Source organism: Nocardia sp. NBC_01329 (assembly GCF_035956715.1).
Lineage (GTDB): Bacteria > Actinomycetota > Actinomycetes > Mycobacteriales > Mycobacteriaceae > Nocardia.
Genome location: NZ_CP108381.1, coordinates 489,239 through 508,433 on the forward strand (window position 1 = coordinate 489,239; position 19,195 = coordinate 508,433).

Below are 19,195 nucleotides of genomic sequence, written 5' to 3' on the forward strand. Positions count from 1 at the left end.
GATCTCCTCGAATGCGAGGTAGCCGGGGATTTTCCAGGTTCCACACCCGGGGGTGGCGCCGGGCAGTCCGAACCCGGCAGGTTTGGATTCGCCCTGAGGTAAAGGGTTCGCAGGCGCGGTCGTGAACCGCACGATAACCGGGCAGCGCAACCCACATCACAAGGGACAGAACCCATGCCAGTACGCCCGGATACGATACGCAGCACGTGGCGGCCGAGGGCCGCCGCAGGCCTCGCGGTGCTCACCGCCCTCGTGATGCTGCTGTGTGGGTGCGGCGCGGGTGGCGAGGCCGCCGAAACTGCCGACGGTAAGACGATCCTGCGATATCAGGGCTGGTCCGGGAAAGTGGGATTCCACGAGCTGGCCGCCGACCTCGGCTATTACGACAGGATCCAGCTGGAATGGGTCGGCGATACCACCAGCGGCCCACAGGACATCCAGTCGGCGGCCACCGGCGAGATCGAATTCGGATCGGCGTTCAACGGTGCCGTCGTCAAACTCAACGTGGCCGGCGCGCCCATCACCTCGGTGCTCAGCTCCTACGGTGCCGACGCGAACGAGTACACCGGGTACTACGTGCTGGAGAACAGCCCGATCCGGTCGGCGCGTGATCTGATCGGCAAGAAGATCGGGATGAACACCCTCGGTGCGCACCACGAATTCCTCACCCGCGAATGGCTCGCCCAGCAGGGCTTGACCCAGGACGAGATCAAATCGGTGCAGTTGGTGGTGGTACCGCCGGTGAACACCGAGCAGGCGCTACGCGAGGGCCAGCTCGATGTCGCCACCCTGAGCTCGATCCAGCGGGAGAGCGCCCTGGCCCGGGGCGGTATCCGCCCCCTGTTCACCGACCGGGACCTGTTCGGCGCGTTCAGCTACGGCACGTATGTGATGCGCGACGATTTCATCGCCGCGAATCCCGATGCGGTGCGTGATTTCGTCCAGGGGACCGCGCGGGCCGTCCGCTGGACCCAGATCCATCCGCGGGAAGAAGTGATAGCCCGCTTCCTCGACATCATCCACAAGCGGGGACGTACGGAAAGCGCCGAACCTGTGAAGTATTGGCGTAGTTCCGGGATCCCGGTGCCGGGCGCGGTGATCGCCGAACGCGAATTGCAGATCTGGATCGACTGGCTGGTCCGTAACGGCGAACTCGACCAGGACAAGCCGGCGGCCCGCGATCTCTACACCAACGAGTACAACCCGTACGCCAACGGCACCTACCCCGCCGAAGGTGGACCCGACGGACAAGCATCGGCCGGTGAAAAATGAGCACGACACCCAAACTCCGCCTGGACGGCGTGACCAAGAAGTTCCCGATCCGAGGTCAGAAAACCGGCCTCACCGCGGTCGAGGACATAACTCTCGACCTCGCGGCCGGGGAATTCCTGGTCCTCGTCGGGCCCAGCGGATGCGGTAAGTCCACACTGCTCGATCTGCTGGGCGGACTGAGCACTCCGAGCTCCGGGCAGATCCTGCTCGACGGCAAACCGATCACCGGGCCCGGTCTGGACCGCGGAATCGTTTTCCAGCAGTACGCGCTGCTGCCGTGGCGCAGTGCCCGCCGCAATATCGAGTTCGGGTTGGAGGCCAAGGGTGTGCCCAGGGCCGAGCGGCGCGAACGCGCCGAACACTATCTCGAACTGGTCGGGCTGGCCGGATTCGCCGACCGCTACCCGCACGAACTGTCCGGCGGGATGAAACAGCGGGTCGCGATCGCCCGCAGTCTGGCCTTCGACCCCGAAGTGCTGCTGATGGACGAACCGTTCGCCGCGCTGGACGCGCAGACCCGGGAATCGCTACAGGACGAATTGCTGCGGATCTGGGAGCGCACCGGTAAGACGATCCTGTTCATCACCCACGGTATCGACGAAGCGGTCTATCTGGGTCAGCGGGTTGCCGTACTCACCTCCCGCCCCGGCCGGGTCAAAACGGTGGTCGATATCGATATCGACCGCACCGCCGAGGACATCCGTTCCGGTGCGGAGTTCCGTGCTCTGCGGCACCGGATCTGGTCGCTGCTGCACGACGAGGTCGAACGTGCCCGCTCGCTCGAACTCGCCGATATCTCGACGATCGAAGAGGTTCAGCATGTCTAGCGCACTCGCCACCGGCACCCTGGACGCGCCGCGCGCCACCGGGGCCGAGCAGCCTGCCCTCGTGCGGTCCACTGCACCGGCGCGTATCGCGGCCCGCCAGTGGGGGCAGCGCCTGGCCGCCCTGGCCTGGCGGGTGGTGAAACCGTCGGTCGCGATCTTGGCGTTCCTGGCCCTCTGGGAGGTCGCGCCCCGGGTGGGTCTGGTCGACAAGGTGTTCCTGCCGCCGTTCACCGAGGTCGCCGCGACCTTCTTCGAGCTGACCGCCAACGGGCAGCTGTGGGAGCACATATCGACCAGTCTGTCCCGTGCGCTCACCGGATTCGTGATCGCGGTGGCGATCGCGGTGCCACTGGGCGTCGCGATCGCCTGGTATCGGCCGGTGGCCGATTTCCTGAACCCGGTCCTCGAACTGTTCCGTAATACGGCGGCACTGGCATTGCTCCCGGTGTTCATCCTGATCCTGGGCATCGGCGAGACCTCGAAAGTGGCGCTGGTGATCTACGCGTGCGCCTTCCCGATTCTGCTCAACACCATCTCCGGGGTGCGCACTGTCGATCCGCTGCTCATCAAATCCGCCCGTTCGCTGGGCTTCTCCCAGATCGCGCTGGTCTACAAGGTCGTGTTGCCGGCGGCGGTGCCGACCATCTTCACCGGTCTTCGGATGGCCGCGGCGTCCTCGATCCTGGTGCTCATCGCGGCCGAGATGGTCGGCGCGAAGGCCGGACTGGGGTATCTGATCACGGCCGCGCAGCTCAACTTCCAGATTCCCGATATGTACGCGGGGATCATCGCCATCGCGCTGGTCGGCCTGATCTTCAACACGGTCCTGGTGTTCGTCGAGCGTCGGCTGTCCAGCTGGCGCGTTGCTCTCTAGACAGGTGATGATGTCGCACCAACTCCAACGAGCCCTACAACCTGGCCCGCAAATTCGCCTCGCTCGATCAGATCAGCGGTGGACGGGCCGGATGGAATATTGTCACCTCCGGGACCCCGGACGAGCCGCCCTCGACGCCGGGTCCGGCGTGTTCGCCGGCCCCGCGAAGGCGCACACCGGCGATCATCACGGCGAGCGGTTCAAGGTGTGCGGCCCGCTCAATGTCCCGCGTTCGGCGCAGGGACGGCCGCTTCTCGTCCAGGCCGGCTCCTCGACCAGCGGTAACGATTTCGCCGCTCGTTACGCCGCGGCCATTTTCACCGCGCAACGCTCGATCCCCGAGCACTCCGGCCGTGGCCGTCGCCTAGCCGCGAGTCGTACCACCGCTGGCCGGTGGTGGCACGAGTCAGTGCGCGGCGGCGCGAACCAATTCGAGCAGTTCCGTTTCGTCGAGGTCGATACGGCGGGCGGCGGCTACGAGCTGCCGGGCCAGATCGACCACCGCGGCGCGACCGTCGGGGATACCGGCGCGGACCGTGGCTCCCCGGCCGCGGCGCAGTTCGAGCAACCCTTCGTCGCGCAACCGCTGATATCCGGCGAGCACGGTATGGATGCTGACCTCCAGCGACGCCGCCAGTTCGCGGGCACCCGGCAACCGGGTGCCCGCAGGTGCGTCGCCGTCGGCGATCGCCCGCCGCACACAGGCCGCGATCTGGTCGGCCAGCGGTTCCGGCCGCGCCGGGTCCACGCGGATCAGCATCGGTTCAGCCCGCCCGAGTGACAACACCGGCCAGCACACCCGCACCCGTATCGGCATCGTCGACGGAGACCACGAAACGGCGCCCCGAACGGCGGGTCACCACGAGGCCGGGTCCGCCGCGCAGCACGACGGCGGTGGCACCCGGGATCAGCCGGATACCGTATCCGCCGTACTGCAGGGGCGAGATGTCCTCGGCCGACACCTCGGCGATGTCCTCGGGGCGCAGCCGCCATCGGGGCCACCCGAGTGGTCCGATTCCCACGGTGAGTCCGCGCTGATCCACCACTACCCGCAGCAGCGCCAGATGGGCGAGCAGCACCCCGGTGAGGGCCAGCAGTACTCCGATCAGTGGTTGCGCGACAAACCCGAGTACCACGCCCATGAGCACCGCGACCACGCCGGCCATCAGCATCCACGGCGATGCGGCCCGTCGCGACCAGCTGACTTTTTCGGTCCGCCCGATGGCGAGCGGTTCGGCCGGCGCCGGTGCCGTCGCCTCGACGGGGCTCTCCGGCGCCGCGATCCAGCCCGCCGCCGCCAGCAGCAGTCCGGCGATGGCTGCGGTCGCGAACGCCCAGCCGGACAGAGTGACCTGCGCGGGGTCGGGCATGTCGAGGTTGGCGATCGTGCCCGCCAGCATGATCACCCCCAGGAATCCGCCCACGCCCCAAGCGGTTCCGACGAGCAGTCGGATCGGGTCCACGGCGCTGTCGGCCCGGCGCAGCGGTAGGTTCCGGCGCACTCCGGCCAGCAGGATCGCGGCGAACACGATGGCCAGGCCGGCGCCGATTCCGGCGGAGACGAACATGGTCGCAATACGCCCGGTGAACCCGTCGGCACCGTCGGCGGCGAAATGGGTCGCCAGCGGATCGGGCAGCCGATCGGCCGCTGCGGCCAGCAGCACGATATTGGGAACGGCGGCCAGGATCGGTGGCAGTCCGACGAGTAGGCAGAGCCGGATCGAGCTCAGGGTGTTCACGGGGACCTCCTTGTTATGTTTGAAGCATAACAAAGGATTTTGTATCCGGTCGATCCGGTTCGACCGGGCGGTTCTGAGTGCCTGTCGGTCAGTACGCGCACACTGACCCCACGGCATACGACGAGGAGCCGGCGGAGCGGGTCCGGTAAGCGGTGGGCGGCGGCCGCCGCACCGGTCGACGATCTCCCGGCGCGGCCCATGGTGATGCATACCGCGCCACCCCGCTAGCCGGGATCAGCCGCCGCTCTCACCATTGATCATTGGAATTCAACGCGACCAGTAGCTGGCGGACCGCCTCGACCCGGCGCGCTCGGTCCGGTAGTTCGTCGAGCGCGCACTCGGGATCGGCGGGGGGACCCAGATGTGTACAGCCACGTGGACAGTTCTCGATCGCCTCGGCCAGATCGGTGAACGCCGCGATCACATCGTCGGGGGTGATGTGCGCGAGCCCGAAGGACCGGATACCCGGAGTATCGATCACCCAGCCGCCGCCGGGCAGCGGCAGCGCCACCGATTGTGTAGAAGTGTGTTTGCCCTTGCCGACACCGGAAACTTCGCCGACCGCCCGCTCGGCGTCGGGTACCAGCCGGTTCACCAGGGTGGATTTCCCCACGCCGGAATGGCCCAGAAAACAGGTGATATGGCCGGTGAGCTGGTTCAGGGCCCCGTCGAGCGGATCGTCGATCCCGGCGTAGACGATGGACAGATCCAGATCGTCGAACGCGGCCGCGAACTCCGACTCCCCGGCCAGATCGTGCTTGGTGAGACAGAGCACCGGTTCCAGACCGCCGGCGTAGGCGGCCACCATCGCCCGCTCGACGAAACCGGTGCGCGGCGGTGGATCGGCCAGGGCCACCATGATGAACAACTTTTCGGCATTGCCGACCACCACCCGCTCGAACGGGTCGGTGTCGTCGGCGGTGCGTCGCAGCACCGTGGTGCGCTCGGCGACCCGGACGATCCGCGCGAGCGTATCGGCCCGGCCGGAGATATCGCCGACCACATCGACCTGATCGCCGACCACGATGGGGGTGCGTCCCAATTCCCGGGCCCGCATGGCCACCAGCAGCCGCTGCGGATCACCGTCGAGTACGCAGCCCCAGCGACCCCGGTCCACCGAGACGACCATCGCCGGCTGCGCGTCGCGATGCTCCGGGCGGGTCTTGGTCCGCGGCCGCGAACTCCGCCCGGGACGCACCCGGACATCGGATTCGTCGTAGGAGGCGGTGGTCCGGCCGCGCCGGCTCAGTGAGCCGCTCCCGGTTCGGCCGTCTGCGGATCGAGCATCGATTCCCACAGGGCGACGAAATCGGGCAGGGTCTTGGCGGTGGTACCGATATCCTCGATCTCGATACCCGGGACGGCGAGACCGAGAATCGCACCGGCCGTGGCCATCCGGTGATCGGCGTAGGAATGCCAACGGCCGCCGTGCAGCGGGGCCGGGACGATCTCCAGGCCGTCCTCCGTTTCGGTCACCTGCCCGCCGAGCCGGTTGATCTCGGTGGACAGGGCGGCGAGCCGATCGGTTTCGTGACCGCGCAGATGGGAGATACCGCGCAACCGTGACTCCGAATCCGCCAGCGCCGCCAGCGCCGCGACCGTCGGCGTCAGTTCGCCCACATCGTGCAGGTCGATATCGATGCCGGCAAGTCGATCGGGACCGGTCACGGTGAGCGCGCCGTCGCTGAAGCCGGCCTCGGCGCCCATTCGGACCAGGATTTCCCGGATCACGTCGCCGGCCTGGGTGGTCAACCGCGGCCAGTGCGGAATGCTGACCCGCCCGCCGGTGACCGCGGCCGCGGCCAGGAACGGGGTGGCGTTCGAGAGGTCCGGTTCGACGGTCCAGTCGACCGCACGGATCGGGCCGGGAGAGACGGACCAGGTCTGCTCGCCCCGGACATCGGCCGGCGCCTCGACCGTGACATCGGCGCGGCGCAGCATCTCGACCGTCATCTCGATATGCGGCATGGACGGCAGCGCATTTCCGGAATGGCGTACGACGACGCCCTCGTCGAACCGCGCGGCCGACAACAGCAGTCCCGAGATGAACTGGGAGGAGCCGGAGGCGTCGATGGTGATGGCGCCACCGCGCAGGGCGCTCGAGCCGCGCACGGTGAACGGGAGCGCGTCACCCTCGATAGCGGCGCCGAGCCCGCGCAGGGCGTCCAGGATGGTGCGCAGCGGGCGGACCCGCGCGGCGATATCGCCGTCGAAAGCGGTATCACCCGCCGCCAGGGTCGCGACCGGGGGTACGAACCGCATCACTGTTCCGGCCAGTCCGCAGTCCACCCGGCCACCCTGGAGTGGGGTGGGGGTGACGGCGAGCGTATCGGCGTCACCGATGATCTGAATGCCGAGAGCGCGCAGCGCCGCGATCATCAGGCCGGTATCACGACTGCGCAGGGCACCGGTGATGGTCGAGGGGCCGTCGGCGAGCGCGGCCAGGACCAGAGCTCTGTTCGTGATCGATTTGGAGCCGGGCAGGGTGACGGTCGCATGCACAGGGGCATCGACATGGGGCGCTGGCCAGAAACTCACTCGACCATCTTCGCGCATGGGGGTGGCATGCGTGTCGGTGGTGCTCGTAAGTGTGTCGCCGAGCACCACCGATCGCGTTTCCGTTCGTGGCCGGTCGGACTACTTGTTCCGGCCGTGCAGCAGCGGAACCATCCGGCGCAGCATCTTCATGTTCGTCTGGGTGCGCCGGTAGCTCTGCAATGCCATCCCGGGAATCGTGAAGCGCTGCACCGCTATCGAATGTGGTCGCACGAATTCACGCAAACCCGGCTCACCGTGGATGCGGCCGATACCGGAGTCGCCGCTGCCGCCGAAGGGCAGGCCGGGGATGGCGGCGAAGCCGAGCACCGAGTTCACCGAGGTCGCGCCGACCGCGAGCCGACGGGCGATCTCGAGGCCCTGGTTCTTCGAGTACACCGCCGAGGCGAGTCCGAAGGTGGTGTTGTTGGCCAGATCCACCGCCTCGTCGATGCTGTCCACCGTGGTGACGGTGACGGTCGGGCCGAAGGTCTCTTCCTTGACCGCCGCCGAGTCCTCGTCCACGTCGACCAGTACGACCGGTTCGACGAAGGGACCCTTGATCGATTCCGGACCGCCCAGCACAGCCTTGCCGCCGCTGGCCAGGGCCGCGTCGATATGCTTCTTGACGATATCGATCTGGCTCGGCATGGTCATCGGACCGTAGGCGGCGTTCTTGTCCGAACCCGGCTTCACGCCTTTGAGGATGCGGGTCAGTTCGGCGAGGAACTCCTCCTTGACAGACTTGTCGACATAGACGCGTTCGACGCCGGCGCAGGTCTGCCCGCTGTTGGAGGTCGCGCCCCACGCGATGGCGTCGGCGGCGGCCTTCACGTCGGCGTCCGCTGCCACGATCACGGCGTCTTTGCCGCCGCATTCCAGCAGGACCGGGGTGAGGTTGTCGGCGGCCGAGGCCATGATCTTGCGGCCGGTGGCAGCCGAACCGGTGAACGCGACCTTGTCCACGCCGGATTTCACCAGGGCCGCCCCGGTGGGGCCGAATCCGTTGATCGCGACGAATACGCCCTCGGGCAGTTCGGGGTTGGCCTCGGAGAAGGCCTCGGCGAGGAAGTTGCCGATACCCGTGGAGAATTCCGAAGGCTTGAACACCACGGTATTACCGGCGGCCAGCGCATAGGCCAGTGATCCATTGGGTGTGTAGACAGGGTAGTTCCACGGTCCGATGACGCCGATGACGCCGAGCGGCCGGTATTCGATCCGGGCCGAGAAGTTCGCCATCAGGGGGCCCGACGGAACCTTCTGCGGGGAGAGGACCTTCTTGGCGTGCTTGGCGGCCCAGGCGATGTGCTCGAGCGCCAGCATCAGTTCCAGGAAGGCGTCGTCGAGCGGTTTGCCGTTCTCGGCGTGGATGAGCGCGCAGAATTCGTCGGACTTGGCCACCAGCCGGCTGGACCAGCGCAGCAGCGCTTTCTTCCGGCCGTCGAAGCCCAGATCTTCCCAGACGGGAGCGGCGGCACGCGCCTTCGCGACAGCCTCGGCGACCGCCTTCTCGTCGGCGATCGGGTACGTGGCCAGGGTCGCTCCGGTGGCCGGATCGACCGAGGTGAGCACCGAATCTTTCTCGGTAGCGTTTTCGGTGGTTGTCACAGATTCTCCTCGGTGGAAGTAGGGCGTATGGCTGCGCGCGTGAACGGGCAGCCTGTGACCACCGCGTCCCGGTGAGAGAATGCTAAGACATAACTCTCAACACGTCACCAAGTACTAGCATCATTGTCGCGGACCGGACCGGAATTGTCTTGATCTGTCGGTAGTCGATGCAAGTATCGGAATATGTGCGGACGGTATGCGACGACGACGGATCCCGGACGGCTCGCGGTCGAGCTGGACGCCATCGACGAGACCGAAACTCCCCGGCCGCCGGGCGGCAGCGGGCCGCCGGCCGGAGACGCTGCGCTCGACAGCGCCACGACCACCTCCGCGGACCGGATGCCGGGGGTGAACTACAACGTCGCCCCCACCACCCAGATCCTCACCGTCGTCGACCGGCATACCCACGAACACCCCGACGACACCCCCGGCCGCCGGATCCGGCGGATGCGGTGGGGTCTGATCCCGCATTGGACGAAAGCCGCCGAACCGGGCATCCCGGTGAAGGGAAAACCGCTGTTCAACGCGCGCGCGGACAAGGCCGCGACACTCCCGTCGTTCCGGGACGCGGTGAAATACCGGCGCTGCCTGGTGCCGATGGACGGCTGGTACGAATGGCTGGTCGAGCCGGACCCGGCCGGACCGGGAAGAGGCAAGAAACCCAAGGTGGTCAAACACCCGTACTTCATGTCCCACCCCGACGGATCCCGGCTCTACATGGCCGGTCTGTGGTCGGTCTGGAAAGATCGCTCGCTCGACAACCCCGAACCACTGCTGTCCTGCACGATCCTCACCACCGACGCGATCGGGGACCTCACCCGTATCCACGATCGGATGCCCCTGCCCCTGCCCCCCGAACACTGGGACGCCTGGCTGGACCCCGACCATCCGGCACCGGCCGAACTACTCGGGCCGCCGAACGCGGAACTGGTGGCCGAGATCGCGGCCCGGCCGGTCTCACCGCTGGTGAACAGTGTGCGCAACAACGGGCCGGAACTACTGGCACCCGTCGGAGGCACGGCAGAACAAACCACCCTGCTGTAACCCGTACCCATCGCATGATCGGGCCCGCCCGAGGCGGCGAACCGCCCCGGGCAGTCGCCTCGCTCAGCTACCCAGAGGGCACTTGACTGCCGGAGTAGCGATACTCAAACCACATTTCAGCATGTCGGCGCTGAGATCGATGACTTCGGTCGCCAGGCCGCCACCGGCGTTCTCGGCCCGCTTACCCGGATCGTTCTCCGGGCTGCTGCTCTCCGGTTCGCTCTCGGAGCCGCCTCGGCCGTCGAGCGGAAATTCACCCGGCGCCGCGAGAGCCATCGGCGCTGCGAGCACCACGGGGCCGACGCACAATGCCGCAGCCGCGGATACAGCGAAGAACACGGTGCGCACGGATTTGCGCGGAGACATATCGCATCACATCCTCGGGATCGGACGATCGGTCGTACCAAGTAACGCATACGAGACCCCTTGACCTGGGGAATTGCGGACCGGCGCGCGGGGTTCCGGCCCCTGGGCCGGGAGAGCCGCCCGGGCGGACCGCCGCCTCAGGCAGTGACCGCAGCGGTGACGGCGCCCGTCAACCGGACCAGATCAGCGGGGGCGAGCGCGACCTCGAGGCCTCGCCGCCCGGCGCTACAGAACACCTGATCCCAGTCCAGCGCCGAGACGTCCACCACCGTCGGATGCCTCTTGCGCTGCCCCAGCGGCGAGATACCGCCGAGAACATAGCCGGTACCGCGTTCGGCTCGGGTGCGTTCGGCCATGGCCGCCTTCGGTGCCCCCAGCGCCGCCGCGGCGGCCTTCAGCGACAGCGTGACGGACACCGGCAGCACCGCGACCGCAAGGGCGCCGGTCGACAATTCCAGCACCAGCGTCTTGAAGATCTGCCCCGCCTCGACACCGAGCCGGGCACCCAGCACATCGGCCGCCTCAGCCCCGAAGGTGCCGGCCCGCGGATCGTGGTCATAACTGTGCACGGTGTGTGCGATACGGGCGGAGACCAATGCCCGGATCGCCGGTGTGGCGGCTGCTGCCATGGACCGGACCCTACCGCCGGAACGGGAGACGGACCGGACTGTGAGGTGTCTTTCCCGTGGTCGGGGAACACTTCGTGACCGCAGTGAGTTGTACGCGGCAGAAACAGCGCATCGAGTGGAACGGAGGAGTTCCGCCGGTGCGGACCCGCGCAAGAGTGAAGGAGTGACGGTGTCCGTTCTCGTCGAACCACGCCCGGTCCACCACGATCCGGCTCCGGCGCGCACGCGGTTCTTCCCGCAGTTCACACTCCCGGTAGATTCGGCTGGTAAGCCGATCGAAGGGACACGTGTGACGAGCGAGGACGACGTGGCGACCGACACCGGCGCCGACGCGCGGCCTGCCGGGCAGCCGGAGACCGCCGCCGAACTGGTCCAGCGGTTCGAGCGGGACGCGCTACCCATGCTGGACCAGCTCTACGGCGCCGCCCTGCGGATGACGCGCAACCCCGCCGATGCCGAGGACCTGGTCCAGGAGACCTACGTCAAGGCCTATGCCGGTTTCAAATCCTTCAAAGAAGGCACCAACCTGCGGGCCTGGCTCTACCGGATCCTCACCAACACCTACATCAACTCGTATCGCAAAAAACAGCGTCAGCCGGCGCAGTATCCGACCGAAGAGATCACCGACTGGCAGCTCGCGGCCACCGCTGAGCACAGCTCCACCGGACTGCGCTCCGCCGAAGTCGAAGCCCTGGACGCACTCCCCGACGACGACATCAAGGCCGCGCTCGTACAACTGCCCGAAGAATTCCGGATGGCCGTGTACTACGCCGATGTCGAAGGGTTCCCCTACAAGGAAATCGCCGACATCATGGGTACTCCGATCGGTACGGTGATGTCCCGGCTGCACCGCGGCCGGAAACAACTGAAAGGTTTGCTCGCCGATGTGGCGCGCGAGCGAGGCTTCAACCGCACCGCAGCCGCGCCCGGCGATGCCGATACCGCCGCGGCGGTACGCCAGGAGGTCAAGCAGTGAGCACCGAGCACGATCCCGATATGGAGCTCGACTGCACGGCGGTACTGGCCGACGTCTGGCTCATGCTCGACGGCGAATGCGACGACAACACCCGCGAACGGCTCCAGCACCATATGGACCACTGCGCGCCGTGCATCGAGGCATACGGCATCGAAGAGAAGATCAAGAGCATGCTGCACCGTAAATGCGGCGGCGACCGGGCCCCCGATTCGCTCCGCGAACGGCTCACCGTCGAGATCCGCGGGGTCACCTTCCGCGCCGGCGACCTCCCGGTCGACCCGGGCCGGGCCTGACAGCGTCTCCCGATTCGCTCCCGACACCAACGAACGGCCCGCACTTCGACGAAGTGCGGGCCGTTCCGGTCTGTGCCCCGGCCTCAGCCGGTCGGCTCAGGCGTTGGGACGTTTGCCGTGATTCGCGGCATTTCCCTTACGGCTACGCTTCTTGCGGCCACGCTTACCCATAGGTAGCTCCTCCTGGGACATATCCCGCGACTGCGGGGAGTACATGTTGATCCCCGCCATTGTTCCACGTGTGATTGGCTGTACCGACGGCGGTACAGCGGGCCCCGGCCCCGGACCGGAACGAACCTAGCGAACGGGGTGTCATGGCGGAAGAAGTGCGGGCGGAAATGGTCTCCACGGTGCTCACCGTCGAAGTCGAAGTCGGCGACCAGGTCGCCGTCGACCAAACCCTGGTGCTGCTCGAATCGATGAAAATGGAGATCCCGGTGATCACCGAGATCGGCGGCGAAGTCGCATCCATTGCGGTCACCCCCGGCCAGGTACTCCAGCAGGGCGACCTGATCGCCGTCGTGCAGTAGTTTCGGCGCCGCCTTCGGCGGCGCGGGTCGGGGCCCTATTAACCCCGGTTCTTCACTCCGGCGCTCAGTCGCTGCGCTCCTTCGCTCTGTCGCTCCAGAACCGGGGCGGGCCCCGACCACTGAGGTGGACCATCCGGAGTGGACGGAAGATCTGTGCGGAGTTCTCCTCGAGCAGGCGGAGTCTTCTCGAGAAGTTCGGCTGGGTTACGGCGTGCTCGGTGTTGGCTGGGTTGGTTCTGGAGTGCCTCCGGCACGCACCCGGGTGCTCGGTTCCCTGCTCGGTCGCTTCTGGACAGGACGCGGGCCGCGACCTCGACCTTTGTGAGCTGGTTCTGATCGTGAATCTTCGCGGCGGCTGATCGCGAATTTCGACACCGCCTCCGAGCGAGCGATTCTTGCGATCGCGAATCCGGACATCGGTATCAGGCAAGGGGAGTGGGCCGAGCACGGCAGGCCAGACGAGCAGCTACTCTCCCCGCCAGGGCAAGCCATAGAACGCGAAGACGGCCTTGCCCTGCTCCACCACGCTGACGACAACCTCGGCCGGCGCCGGAGCGAAGATATCGACTGTCTCGAACTCCCCACCACGGCGATCGTGGTCGAGAACGTATGCCCGCCGACCATTCTCGAACTGCCGCAACATGCCCGACGGCCACACATCCGGCCGAGCTCCCTGACAACACAACAGCTGCCCCCGCGCCTCCAGGTACTCGCGGACCGCGAGCAGACGGCTCAGATAGTCGTCATCAACCGATCCGAACACGCCCTGACTCACCAATTCGACTCGAGTCACCGACAGCTCACCCGGACGAAGCAGGACCGGCCAGAGCGCGCCCGCAGAATCAATCGCCGTCAGCTGCGAGACCTCCGACATGCAACTCCCATCGTTGTCGAGGATTCTACTGACACCGAGATTCGCGATTACCTGATGCCGGAGTTCACGACCGAAGCCAGTGGGCGCACTCTGGTTCGGGTCACGTTCGCAACGGCCCCCGGCTACTCCGGATGATCCACCGCTGTTGTCAGCGGCCGAGTTCGAAGAGCCGAGCGAAGAGGCGCAGTGACCGGAAACATGTCCGGCGACCGCCCGGAGCGCGCGCCGACCACACTGAGCACTCGGGACCCGTGAATCCCGGTTCCCCGAGAACCCGCCCCTACACTCACTTTCCGTCTACTCCGGATGGTCGACCTTCGTGGTCGGGTCCCCTGTTCTGGAGCGAAGCGTCTGAGCGCGTGCAGTCGGTTGTCCATAGATCGGGGCCATCGAGTACCGACAGCGCTCTGAGCCTTTTCCCAAGCCCGATCGAGGCATACGTCCGCACCCCTCCCGTCTGTTCCGGATGGTCTACCTCCGTGGCCGGGGTTAATAGGGCCCCGACCCGCGGCGCCGAAGGCGCCGCAAATAAACACTGTGAAAAGCTCGTCGGTATGTCGACACTGAGTGATCTGCTTGCCGAGCACACCGATCTGCCGGGGGTGGCGGTGGATCATCTGCAGCGGGTGGTCGGGGATTGGCAGTTGCTCGCCGACCTTTCGTTCTCGGATCTGCTGTTGTGGGTGGGGGACGGGCCGGTGCACAATGGCGCCGAAATCGTCTGTGTCGCGCAGTGCCGGCCGACTACCGCGCCGACGGTGCATCTGGAGGATCTGGTCGGTAACACCGCGCGGCATGCGGAGCATTCGCAGGTGATCGAGGCGCTCACCCGCGGGGAGATCGTGCGGACCGATACCGAGGGGGAGGCGCAGGGGGTCTATCACCCGCATCCGGTGCACGCGATCCGGGAAGCGATCCCGGTGCGTTGCGGGGAGGATGTGATCGCGGTACTCAGCCGCGATACCGACCGGCAGCGATCGCGGGTGCGCAGCAGCCTCGAGATCGCCTATGTCGCGTGCGCCGACGATCTGTGCCAGATGATGGCAGACGGGACGTTCCCGACCACCGAGGACCGCGCTGCCACGCATTCCAGTCCGCGGGCGGGGGACGGATTCATCCGGCTCGATACCGAGGGGACCGTCACCTACGCCAGTCCGAACGCGTTGTCGGCGTATCACCGGATGGGGTTGCAGGCCGATCTGGCGGGGCAGGATCTGGCGACGACGACGCGGTCGCTGATCACCGATCCGTTCGACGCGCAGGAGGTGGTCGGGGATATCCAGGCCGCGTTGGCGGGGCGTACCGGCCGTCGGATGGAGGTGGAGGCGCGTGGCGCCACGGTCCTGCTGCGCACCCTGGTACTACGGCCACACGGGGAACTGGCTGGGGCCGCGGTGCTGGTGCGTGATGTCACCGAGGTCAAACGCCGGGACCGGGCGCTGCTCAGCAAGGACGCCACCATCCGTGAGATCCATCACCGGGTGAAGAACAATCTGCAGACCGTGGCCGCGCTGCTGCGGTTGCAGGCGCGCCGCACCGAGAACGACGAGGCGCGGGTGGCGCTCACCGAGTCGGTGCGCCGGGTCACCTCGATCGCCTCGGTACACGAGATGCTGTCCATGTCCGTCGATGAGGAAGTCGATCTGGACGAGGTGGTGGACCGGTTGCTGCCGATCATGGCTGATGTCGCTACCGTGCACACGGCTCGGATCACGGTGCGGCGTGCGGGATCGCTCGGGGTTTTCTCGGCCGAACGCGCGACTCCGCTGGTGATGGTGCTGACCGAACTGGTGCAGAACGCTATCGAGCACGCTTTCGACGGTGGCCAGAACGGTACGGTGACCATTCGGTCGGAGCGGTCGGCACGCTGGCTGGATGTGATCATCAGCGATGACGGGCGCGGGCTTCCGGAGGGATTCAGCCTGCAATCCTCCGACAGTCTGGGCCTGCAGATCGTGCGCACACTGGTGACGGCAGAGTTGGGCGGTACGATCGGCCTGCACCCGGGCGCCGATATCGGAACGGACGCGGTGTTGCGGGTGCCATTGGGGCGTCGTTCGGCACGTTGATACCCGACGGAAACTCGCCGGTTTCAATTATGCATAGCTGTGATCGTCTGTGGTCGGAAACATGGCAATGATTTGCTGGAATTTATTCCTGCAAACTATCAGTTGTCCGTGGGAGTCGATCGGAGAAAAATTCAGCCCGGCACCAGAATGCTGGTGCCGGGCACTCGCGACTCCCCGGGCCGGGCTGGGTCCGGTAATCGCTTCCCCGCGCTCTAGACGGTCGTGCGAGTGCGGGTGCGCGCATTGCGGCGCTTGAGCGCACGCCGCTCGTCTTCACTCATTCCGCCCCATACACCGGCGTCCTGCCCGGATCCCAGAGCCCAGGACAGGCATTCGGCGGTAACGGGGCAGCGAGCGCAGACCAGCTTGGCATCGGCAATCTGCGCGAGCGCAGGACCACTGTTGCCCACCGGGAAAAACAGTTCAGGGTCCTCATCGCGACAGATGGCCTTATGGCGCCAGTCCATTCCTTCTGCTCCTTTGTAAGGCGCCGCACAGGGCGCCGTTCGGTTGGTGGGTCGTGCACTTGTGCGAACTGAATGTTTCCGCACGGTTGCTTGTGAATGCTTTCACGAACACCGTAGATGTCAATAGGTATCCGATGCACCGTGGGGAAGCTCACGCACTGAAGTCCCGCATCGGGACCGCCGCAGTCCTTTGTACTCGCCTACGCCGGTTTCTGCAGCACAACGGGATGAATTTCCCGAATGCGTCGGTTCAAACCGGTCGCGGTGCGACCACGTCCAGGACGTTGGGTACAGCGGTGAAATCCACCACGTCGCGTTTGCCGATGAAGTCGCCGTCGATTTGCAGACCGATCGGATCGGCGCAGGTGATGCGCACCGACGGGACGTCGTCGTCACGGAGCAATTTCCGCGACTTCGGCTCGGAGTGCGGCGACAGCAGTTGTGTCGCCAGGCGCAGTGTAGGCAGTAACGCCATGGTTCGCACGGCGAACACACCGAGTCCGGTTTCGAACCTGGTACCCGGATTGGTGCGTACCGGAGTGGCGTTCAGATAAGTCCACGGACTGGTATTGGTCACAAAGGCGTAATGAACGCCGGAAACAGGTTCGCGCCCGGGCACGTGCACGGTGACTTCGGGCCGGTCCCGCTTGACGCGGAAGAACTGCCGGACCGTCGTGAGCAGATAACGCGACGGCGTCGCGGCATGCCCCTTGGCGCGCGCCGTATCGATCGCGGCACACACATCGGCATCCAGTCCCACCCCCGCGCTGAAACAGAACCACCGATCATCGGTGAGCCCCAACCCGATTCGGCGATCCGAATCACCGGCCTTCAACAGATCGATCAACTGATTGGTGGCCGCCACCGGATCGGGTTTGATGTTCAGCGACCGCGCGAACACATTGGCCGACCCCCCCGGAATGATCCCGAGCCGTGGCCGCCACACCTGATCGTCGTCCACTTGGGGAAGCGGCACGAACCCGTTGATGGTCTCGTTGACGGTTCCGTCCCCGCCGTGCACGACGATCAGATCCATCTCGTTGGTCGCCGCCCACTGCGCCAGCTCGGCGGCATGCCCGCGATGCTGCGTGTGCGCCACCGTCAACTGGGTCCGGCTCTCGAGGGCGTGCGCGAGCAGATCACGCGTGGCCGCCGTGGTAGAGGTCGCATTCGGGTTGACGATCAACAACGTCCGCACCTACGCACCTTAATGGACTGTGTCGAATCGCGGCCCCTCCGGCGCCGCGGGGGTTGTGTTGATGGCCCCGCCTCCGTGGGTCGGGCCACGACCCGCGGAGGCAGCGCATCCGGAGCCGTCGAAAGGTGTTGGGCGAACGTGCGCCTCGACCGGTTCGCGGAGACTCACAGCACTGCGTGTGCTCGGTGATCGCAATGTCTGGACGGCTCGCCACTCGTCGCTTCGGTTCGACCGGTATGTGATCGGGATCTCGGGGTCTCGATCGCGTGACGCTGCGGGCGGTGCCGGGGGCATGTCCACCTAAGCTGGCCGGGTGGTCGAGCGAAAAGACGTCGGTGGTGTGCCCGGGACCGTTCGCGGGGCCGGAGGGTTGGTGACGCTGGAGGGTGCGGTCGCGGTGACCGTGGCGGCGGTGCTGATCGTGCGGGCATTGCTGGGGCATCGGGAGGACGATGTCAGCGGGTACGGGACGGCCATGTGGTTCGGGATTCTGGGGGGTGCGGTGCTGGCCTCCGGGATCGGGCTGCTGTTCGGGCAGCGGTGGGGGCGGGCGATCGCGGTGATCGCTCAGCTGCTGTTGTTGCCGGTCGTGTGGTCGCTGTTGTTCGGTTCGGGGCAGCCGCTGTACGGGACGGTGCTGGGGGTGGTGGCGCTGGGTGTGCTGGGGCTGTTGTTCGCGCCGCCCACCTCGCGCTGGGCTGCGCAGGAGTACGGCTCCGCGATCGAGGAATGAGGGGACTCACCGCAGCGGTGGTTCATCCGTCGGCGGACTCCGCGGTATCGGCCAGGGCGGTGAGCGCTTCACCGGACAAGCGGTAGCCGACCCAATCGTCCTGGACTCGGGCGCCGAGGGATTCGTAGAACCCGATGGAGGGTGTGTTCCAGGTGAGTACCGACCAGCTCACCCGGCTGTAACCACGGGTGCGGGCCTCCTGCGCGAGTGTCGCGAGCAGTGCCCGGCCGGAGCCGGCACCGCGGGCCTCCGGCGTGACGTAGAGGTCCTCGAGGTAGATGCCGTATACGCCGTCCCAGGTGGAGAAGTTCAGGAACCAGATGGCGCAACCGCTGATCGCACCGTCCAGCAGCGCCACATGGGCGAAAACGGCGGGATCCGGACCGAACAGCGCGGTATGCAACTGTTCGGCCGTCAGTGTGCATTCGTGCCGGGCTTTCTCGTACTCGGCCAGGGCGTAGACCAGCTCGACCAGGGCGGGCACATCGCCGGGCGCGGCGCGGCGGATCAGCGGGGCGGATGTCACGGGTGCGGACTCCTTACAGGTTCGGGGGGCGGGTATGCGGTTCATCGGGAGCGGTCCGGGCGGAGATTGTGCGCCCACAGTGTGGCGTCCTCGCGTTCGTAGCCCAAGACGCTCACCGCTGCCGTGGTGAGTGCGAAACGACGACCCTCCCGGACCTCGAAACCCAGCCAGCGGGCGATGAGGGCACGGGAGAAATGGCCGTGCCCGACCAGGACCACATCACGTTGGCCGAGCGCCGCGGTGGCCCTGGCCAGTACCCGGTCGGCGCGGGCGCCGATCTCGGCGGCGGATTCGCCGCCCGGTATCGAGCCCGTCCACACCGTCCAGCCCGGGTCCTGGGTCCGGATCTCCGGGGTGGTCCGGCCCTCGTAATCACCGTAATCCCATTCGGCCAGGTCGGGATCGATCGTGGTCTCGGCCAGCCCGGCCAGTTCGGCGGTGCGCCGCGCGCGTAGCCGGGGACTGACGTAGACCAGGGGATCGCGCAGTCCCAGGCCGGCCAGCACTCGGGCGGCGGCCGTGGCCTGCCGGGCGCCGGTGGGGGTGAGCGGTCTGTCGGTGCGGCCGGTATGGCGGTGCTGTACCGACCAATCGGTCTCACCGTGGCGGACCAGCACCACGCGGGCAGTGTCCGG

General features: G+C 66.8%; 22 protein-coding genes and 1 pseudogene. 10 read left to right on the forward strand and 13 right to left on the reverse strand.

The genetic code is table 11. From position 1 onward, the window contains the following. Positions 1 to 174 precede the first annotated feature (174 nt). The 4 genes and pseudogenes from OG405_RS02205 to OG405_RS02220 all read left to right on the forward strand — a co-directional run. Positions 175 to 1,272, forward strand: coding sequence for an ABC transporter substrate-binding protein (locus tag OG405_RS02205; RefSeq protein ID WP_442790649.1), 1,098 nt, complete (start codon positions 175 to 177; stop codon positions 1,270 to 1,272). Then, the gene (locus OG405_RS02210) at positions 1,269 to 2,099 is read left to right on the forward strand and encodes an ABC transporter ATP-binding protein (protein WP_327149966.1); all 831 of its coding nucleotides are present in this window, start codon (positions 1,269 to 1,271) and stop codon (positions 2,097 to 2,099) included. The genes OG405_RS02205 and OG405_RS02210 overlap by 4 nt, the downstream gene beginning before the upstream one ends. Continuing rightward, entirely contained in the window at positions 2,092 to 2,973 is an 882-nt protein-coding gene (locus tag OG405_RS02215; RefSeq protein WP_327149967.1) for an ABC transporter permease, read from the forward strand. Before OG405_RS02210 ends, OG405_RS02215 begins: the two co-directional genes overlap by 8 nt. A gap of 17 nt (positions 2,974 to 2,990) precedes the next feature. After that, positions 2,991 to 3,367 (forward strand): annotated as a pseudogene (locus tag OG405_RS02220) (LLM class flavin-dependent oxidoreductase); the annotation flags it as partial. Between the two features lie 12 nt (positions 3,368 to 3,379). Here the strand turns inward: OG405_RS02220 and OG405_RS02225 are convergent. The 5 genes from OG405_RS02225 to OG405_RS02245 all read right to left on the reverse strand — a co-directional run bounded on the left by OG405_RS02225 (position 3,380) and on the right by OG405_RS02245 (position 8,855). Next, positions 3,380 to 3,733, reverse strand: coding sequence for a GntR family transcriptional regulator (locus tag OG405_RS02225; RefSeq protein WP_327149968.1), 354 nt, complete (start codon positions 3,731 to 3,733; stop codon positions 3,380 to 3,382). A 4-nt stretch (positions 3,734 to 3,737) separates the two neighbouring features. Next, positions 3,738 to 4,712 carry a hypothetical protein gene (locus tag OG405_RS02230; protein ID WP_327149969.1) on the reverse strand — a complete coding sequence of 325 codons (975 nt, stop codon included), beginning with the start codon at positions 4,710 to 4,712 and terminating at the stop codon, positions 3,738 to 3,740. A 247-nt stretch (positions 4,713 to 4,959) separates the two neighbouring features. After that, a complete protein-coding gene (rsgA, locus tag OG405_RS02235) occupies positions 4,960 to 5,961 on the reverse strand; it encodes a ribosome small subunit-dependent GTPase A (protein WP_327152615.1) in 1,002 nt (333 codons plus the stop codon). Further along, positions 5,958 to 7,268, reverse strand: coding sequence for a 3-phosphoshikimate 1-carboxyvinyltransferase (aroA, locus tag OG405_RS02240; protein WP_327149970.1), 1,311 nt, complete (start codon positions 7,266 to 7,268; stop codon positions 5,958 to 5,960). Before aroA ends, rsgA begins: the two co-directional genes overlap by 4 nt. 81 nt (positions 7,269 to 7,349) lie before the next feature. Beyond that, complete coding sequence (locus tag OG405_RS02245) at positions 7,350 to 8,855, reverse strand: aldehyde dehydrogenase family protein (RefSeq protein ID WP_327149971.1); 1,506 nt, start codon at positions 8,853 to 8,855, stop codon at positions 7,350 to 7,352. A 183-nt stretch (positions 8,856 to 9,038) separates the two neighbouring features. Here OG405_RS02245 and OG405_RS02250 point away from each other — a divergent pair, with 183 nt between their 5' ends. Then, positions 9,039 to 9,899, forward strand: coding sequence for an SOS response-associated peptidase (locus tag OG405_RS02250; protein ID WP_327149972.1), 861 nt, complete (start codon positions 9,039 to 9,041; stop codon positions 9,897 to 9,899). 63 nt (positions 9,900 to 9,962) lie between these two features. On the opposite strand, the gene OG405_RS02255 is transcribed toward OG405_RS02250, so the two are convergent. Next, positions 9,963 to 10,265: a hypothetical protein gene (locus OG405_RS02255; RefSeq protein WP_327149973.1), complete on the reverse strand. Its 303-nt coding sequence runs from the start codon at positions 10,263 to 10,265 to the stop codon at positions 9,963 to 9,965. A gap of 137 nt (positions 10,266 to 10,402) precedes the next feature. After that, positions 10,403 to 10,894: a Cys-tRNA(Pro) deacylase gene (gene ybaK, locus OG405_RS02260; protein WP_327149974.1), complete on the reverse strand. Its 492-nt coding sequence runs from the start codon at positions 10,892 to 10,894 to the stop codon at positions 10,403 to 10,405. A gap of 289 nt (positions 10,895 to 11,183) precedes the next feature. Between ybaK and OG405_RS02265 the strand changes: the two genes are divergently transcribed. Next, the gene (locus OG405_RS02265; RefSeq protein WP_442790650.1) at positions 11,184 to 11,870 is read left to right on the forward strand and encodes a sigma-70 family RNA polymerase sigma factor; all 687 of its coding nucleotides are present in this window, start codon (positions 11,184 to 11,186) and stop codon (positions 11,868 to 11,870) included. A gap of 20 nt (positions 11,871 to 11,890) precedes the next feature. Beyond that, positions 11,891 to 12,163, forward strand: coding sequence for a mycothiol system anti-sigma-R factor (gene rsrA, locus OG405_RS02270; protein WP_327152617.1), 273 nt, complete (start codon positions 11,891 to 11,893; stop codon positions 12,161 to 12,163). Positions 12,164 to 12,259: 96 nt separating this feature from the next. Here the strand turns inward: rsrA and OG405_RS29080 are convergent, their stop codons facing one another. Continuing rightward, positions 12,260 to 12,334 (reverse strand): 50S ribosomal protein bL37, encoded by a 75-nt coding sequence (locus tag OG405_RS29080; protein WP_022597109.1) that lies wholly within the window; start codon positions 12,332 to 12,334, stop codon positions 12,260 to 12,262. 143 nt (positions 12,335 to 12,477) lie between these two features. Between OG405_RS29080 and OG405_RS02275 the strand changes: the two genes are divergently transcribed. Then, positions 12,478 to 12,693, forward strand: coding sequence for a biotin/lipoyl-binding carrier protein (locus tag OG405_RS02275; RefSeq protein WP_327149975.1), 216 nt, complete (start codon positions 12,478 to 12,480; stop codon positions 12,691 to 12,693). 466 nt (positions 12,694 to 13,159) lie between these two features. Here OG405_RS02275 and OG405_RS02280 read toward each other — a convergent pair whose 3' ends face one another. Further along, positions 13,160 to 13,567: a hypothetical protein gene (locus OG405_RS02280; RefSeq protein WP_327149976.1), complete on the reverse strand. Its 408-nt coding sequence runs from the start codon at positions 13,565 to 13,567 to the stop codon at positions 13,160 to 13,162. A 554-nt stretch (positions 13,568 to 14,121) separates the two neighbouring features. Between OG405_RS02280 and OG405_RS02285 the strand changes: the two genes are divergently transcribed. Next, positions 14,122 to 15,636, forward strand: coding sequence for a sensor histidine kinase (locus tag OG405_RS02285; protein ID WP_327149977.1), 1,515 nt, complete (start codon positions 14,122 to 14,124; stop codon positions 15,634 to 15,636). A gap of 212 nt (positions 15,637 to 15,848) precedes the next feature. Here the strand turns inward: OG405_RS02285 and OG405_RS02290 are convergent, their stop codons facing one another. Both OG405_RS02290 and OG405_RS02295 read right to left on the reverse strand, forming a co-directional pair. Next, a complete protein-coding gene (locus tag OG405_RS02290; RefSeq protein ID WP_327149979.1) occupies positions 15,849 to 16,103 on the reverse strand; it encodes a WhiB family transcriptional regulator in 255 nt (84 codons plus the stop codon). A 250-nt stretch (positions 16,104 to 16,353) separates the two neighbouring features. Then, a complete protein-coding gene (locus OG405_RS02295; RefSeq protein WP_327149980.1) occupies positions 16,354 to 17,301 on the reverse strand; it encodes a diacylglycerol/lipid kinase family protein in 948 nt (315 codons plus the stop codon). Positions 17,302 to 17,614: 313 nt separating this feature from the next. Here OG405_RS02295 and OG405_RS02300 point away from each other — a divergent pair, with 313 nt between their 5' ends. Beyond that, positions 17,615 to 18,034, forward strand: coding sequence for a hypothetical protein (locus OG405_RS02300; protein ID WP_327149981.1), 420 nt, complete (start codon positions 17,615 to 17,617; stop codon positions 18,032 to 18,034). Between the two features lie 22 nt (positions 18,035 to 18,056). On the opposite strand, the gene OG405_RS02305 is transcribed toward OG405_RS02300, so the two are convergent. Both OG405_RS02305 and OG405_RS02310 read right to left on the reverse strand, forming a co-directional pair. Further along, positions 18,057 to 18,545, reverse strand: a complete 489-nt coding sequence (locus OG405_RS02305) for a GNAT family N-acetyltransferase (RefSeq protein ID WP_327152618.1) — start codon at positions 18,543 to 18,545, stop codon at positions 18,057 to 18,059. A gap of 56 nt (positions 18,546 to 18,601) precedes the next feature. Then, positions 18,602 to 19,180, reverse strand: a complete 579-nt coding sequence (locus OG405_RS02310) for an acid phosphatase (protein ID WP_442790812.1) — start codon at positions 19,178 to 19,180, stop codon at positions 18,602 to 18,604. Positions 19,181 to 19,195: the final 15 nt, after the last annotated feature.

Bases quoted from the DNA above. Each gene is read 5' to 3' on its own strand.
- OG405_RS02205 (WP_442790649.1), top strand. From the start codon at position 175: ATGCCAGTACGCCCGGATACGATACGCAGCACGTGGCGGCCGAGGGCC.
- OG405_RS02210 (WP_327149966.1), top strand. From the start codon at position 1,269: ATGAGCACGACACCCAAACTCCGCCTGGACGGCGTGACCAAGAAGTTC.
- OG405_RS02215 (WP_327149967.1), top strand. From the start codon at position 2,092: ATGTCTAGCGCACTCGCCACCGGCACCCTGGACGCGCCGCGCGCCACC.
- OG405_RS02225 (WP_327149968.1), bottom strand. From the start codon at position 3,733: ATGCTGATCCGCGTGGACCCGGCGCGGCCGGAACCGCTGGCCGACCAG.
- aroA (WP_327149970.1), bottom strand. From the start codon at position 7,268: ATGCGCGAAGATGGTCGAGTGAGTTTCTGGCCAGCGCCCCATGTCGAT.
- OG405_RS02250 (WP_327149972.1), top strand. From the start codon at position 9,039: ATGTGCGGACGGTATGCGACGACGACGGATCCCGGACGGCTCGCGGTC.
- OG405_RS02255 (WP_327149973.1), bottom strand. From the start codon at position 10,265: ATGTCTCCGCGCAAATCCGTGCGCACCGTGTTCTTCGCTGTATCCGCG.
- ybaK (WP_327149974.1), bottom strand. From the start codon at position 10,894: ATGGCAGCAGCCGCCACACCGGCGATCCGGGCATTGGTCTCCGCCCGT.
- rsrA (WP_327152617.1), top strand. From the start codon at position 11,891: ATGGAGCTCGACTGCACGGCGGTACTGGCCGACGTCTGGCTCATGCTC.
- OG405_RS02275 (WP_327149975.1), top strand. From the start codon at position 12,478: ATGGCGGAAGAAGTGCGGGCGGAAATGGTCTCCACGGTGCTCACCGTC.
- OG405_RS02280 (WP_327149976.1), bottom strand. From the start codon at position 13,567: ATGTCGGAGGTCTCGCAGCTGACGGCGATTGATTCTGCGGGCGCGCTC.
- OG405_RS02285 (WP_327149977.1), top strand. From the start codon at position 14,122: ATGTCGACACTGAGTGATCTGCTTGCCGAGCACACCGATCTGCCGGGG.
- OG405_RS02290 (WP_327149979.1), bottom strand. From the start codon at position 16,103: ATGGACTGGCGCCATAAGGCCATCTGTCGCGATGAGGACCCTGAACTG.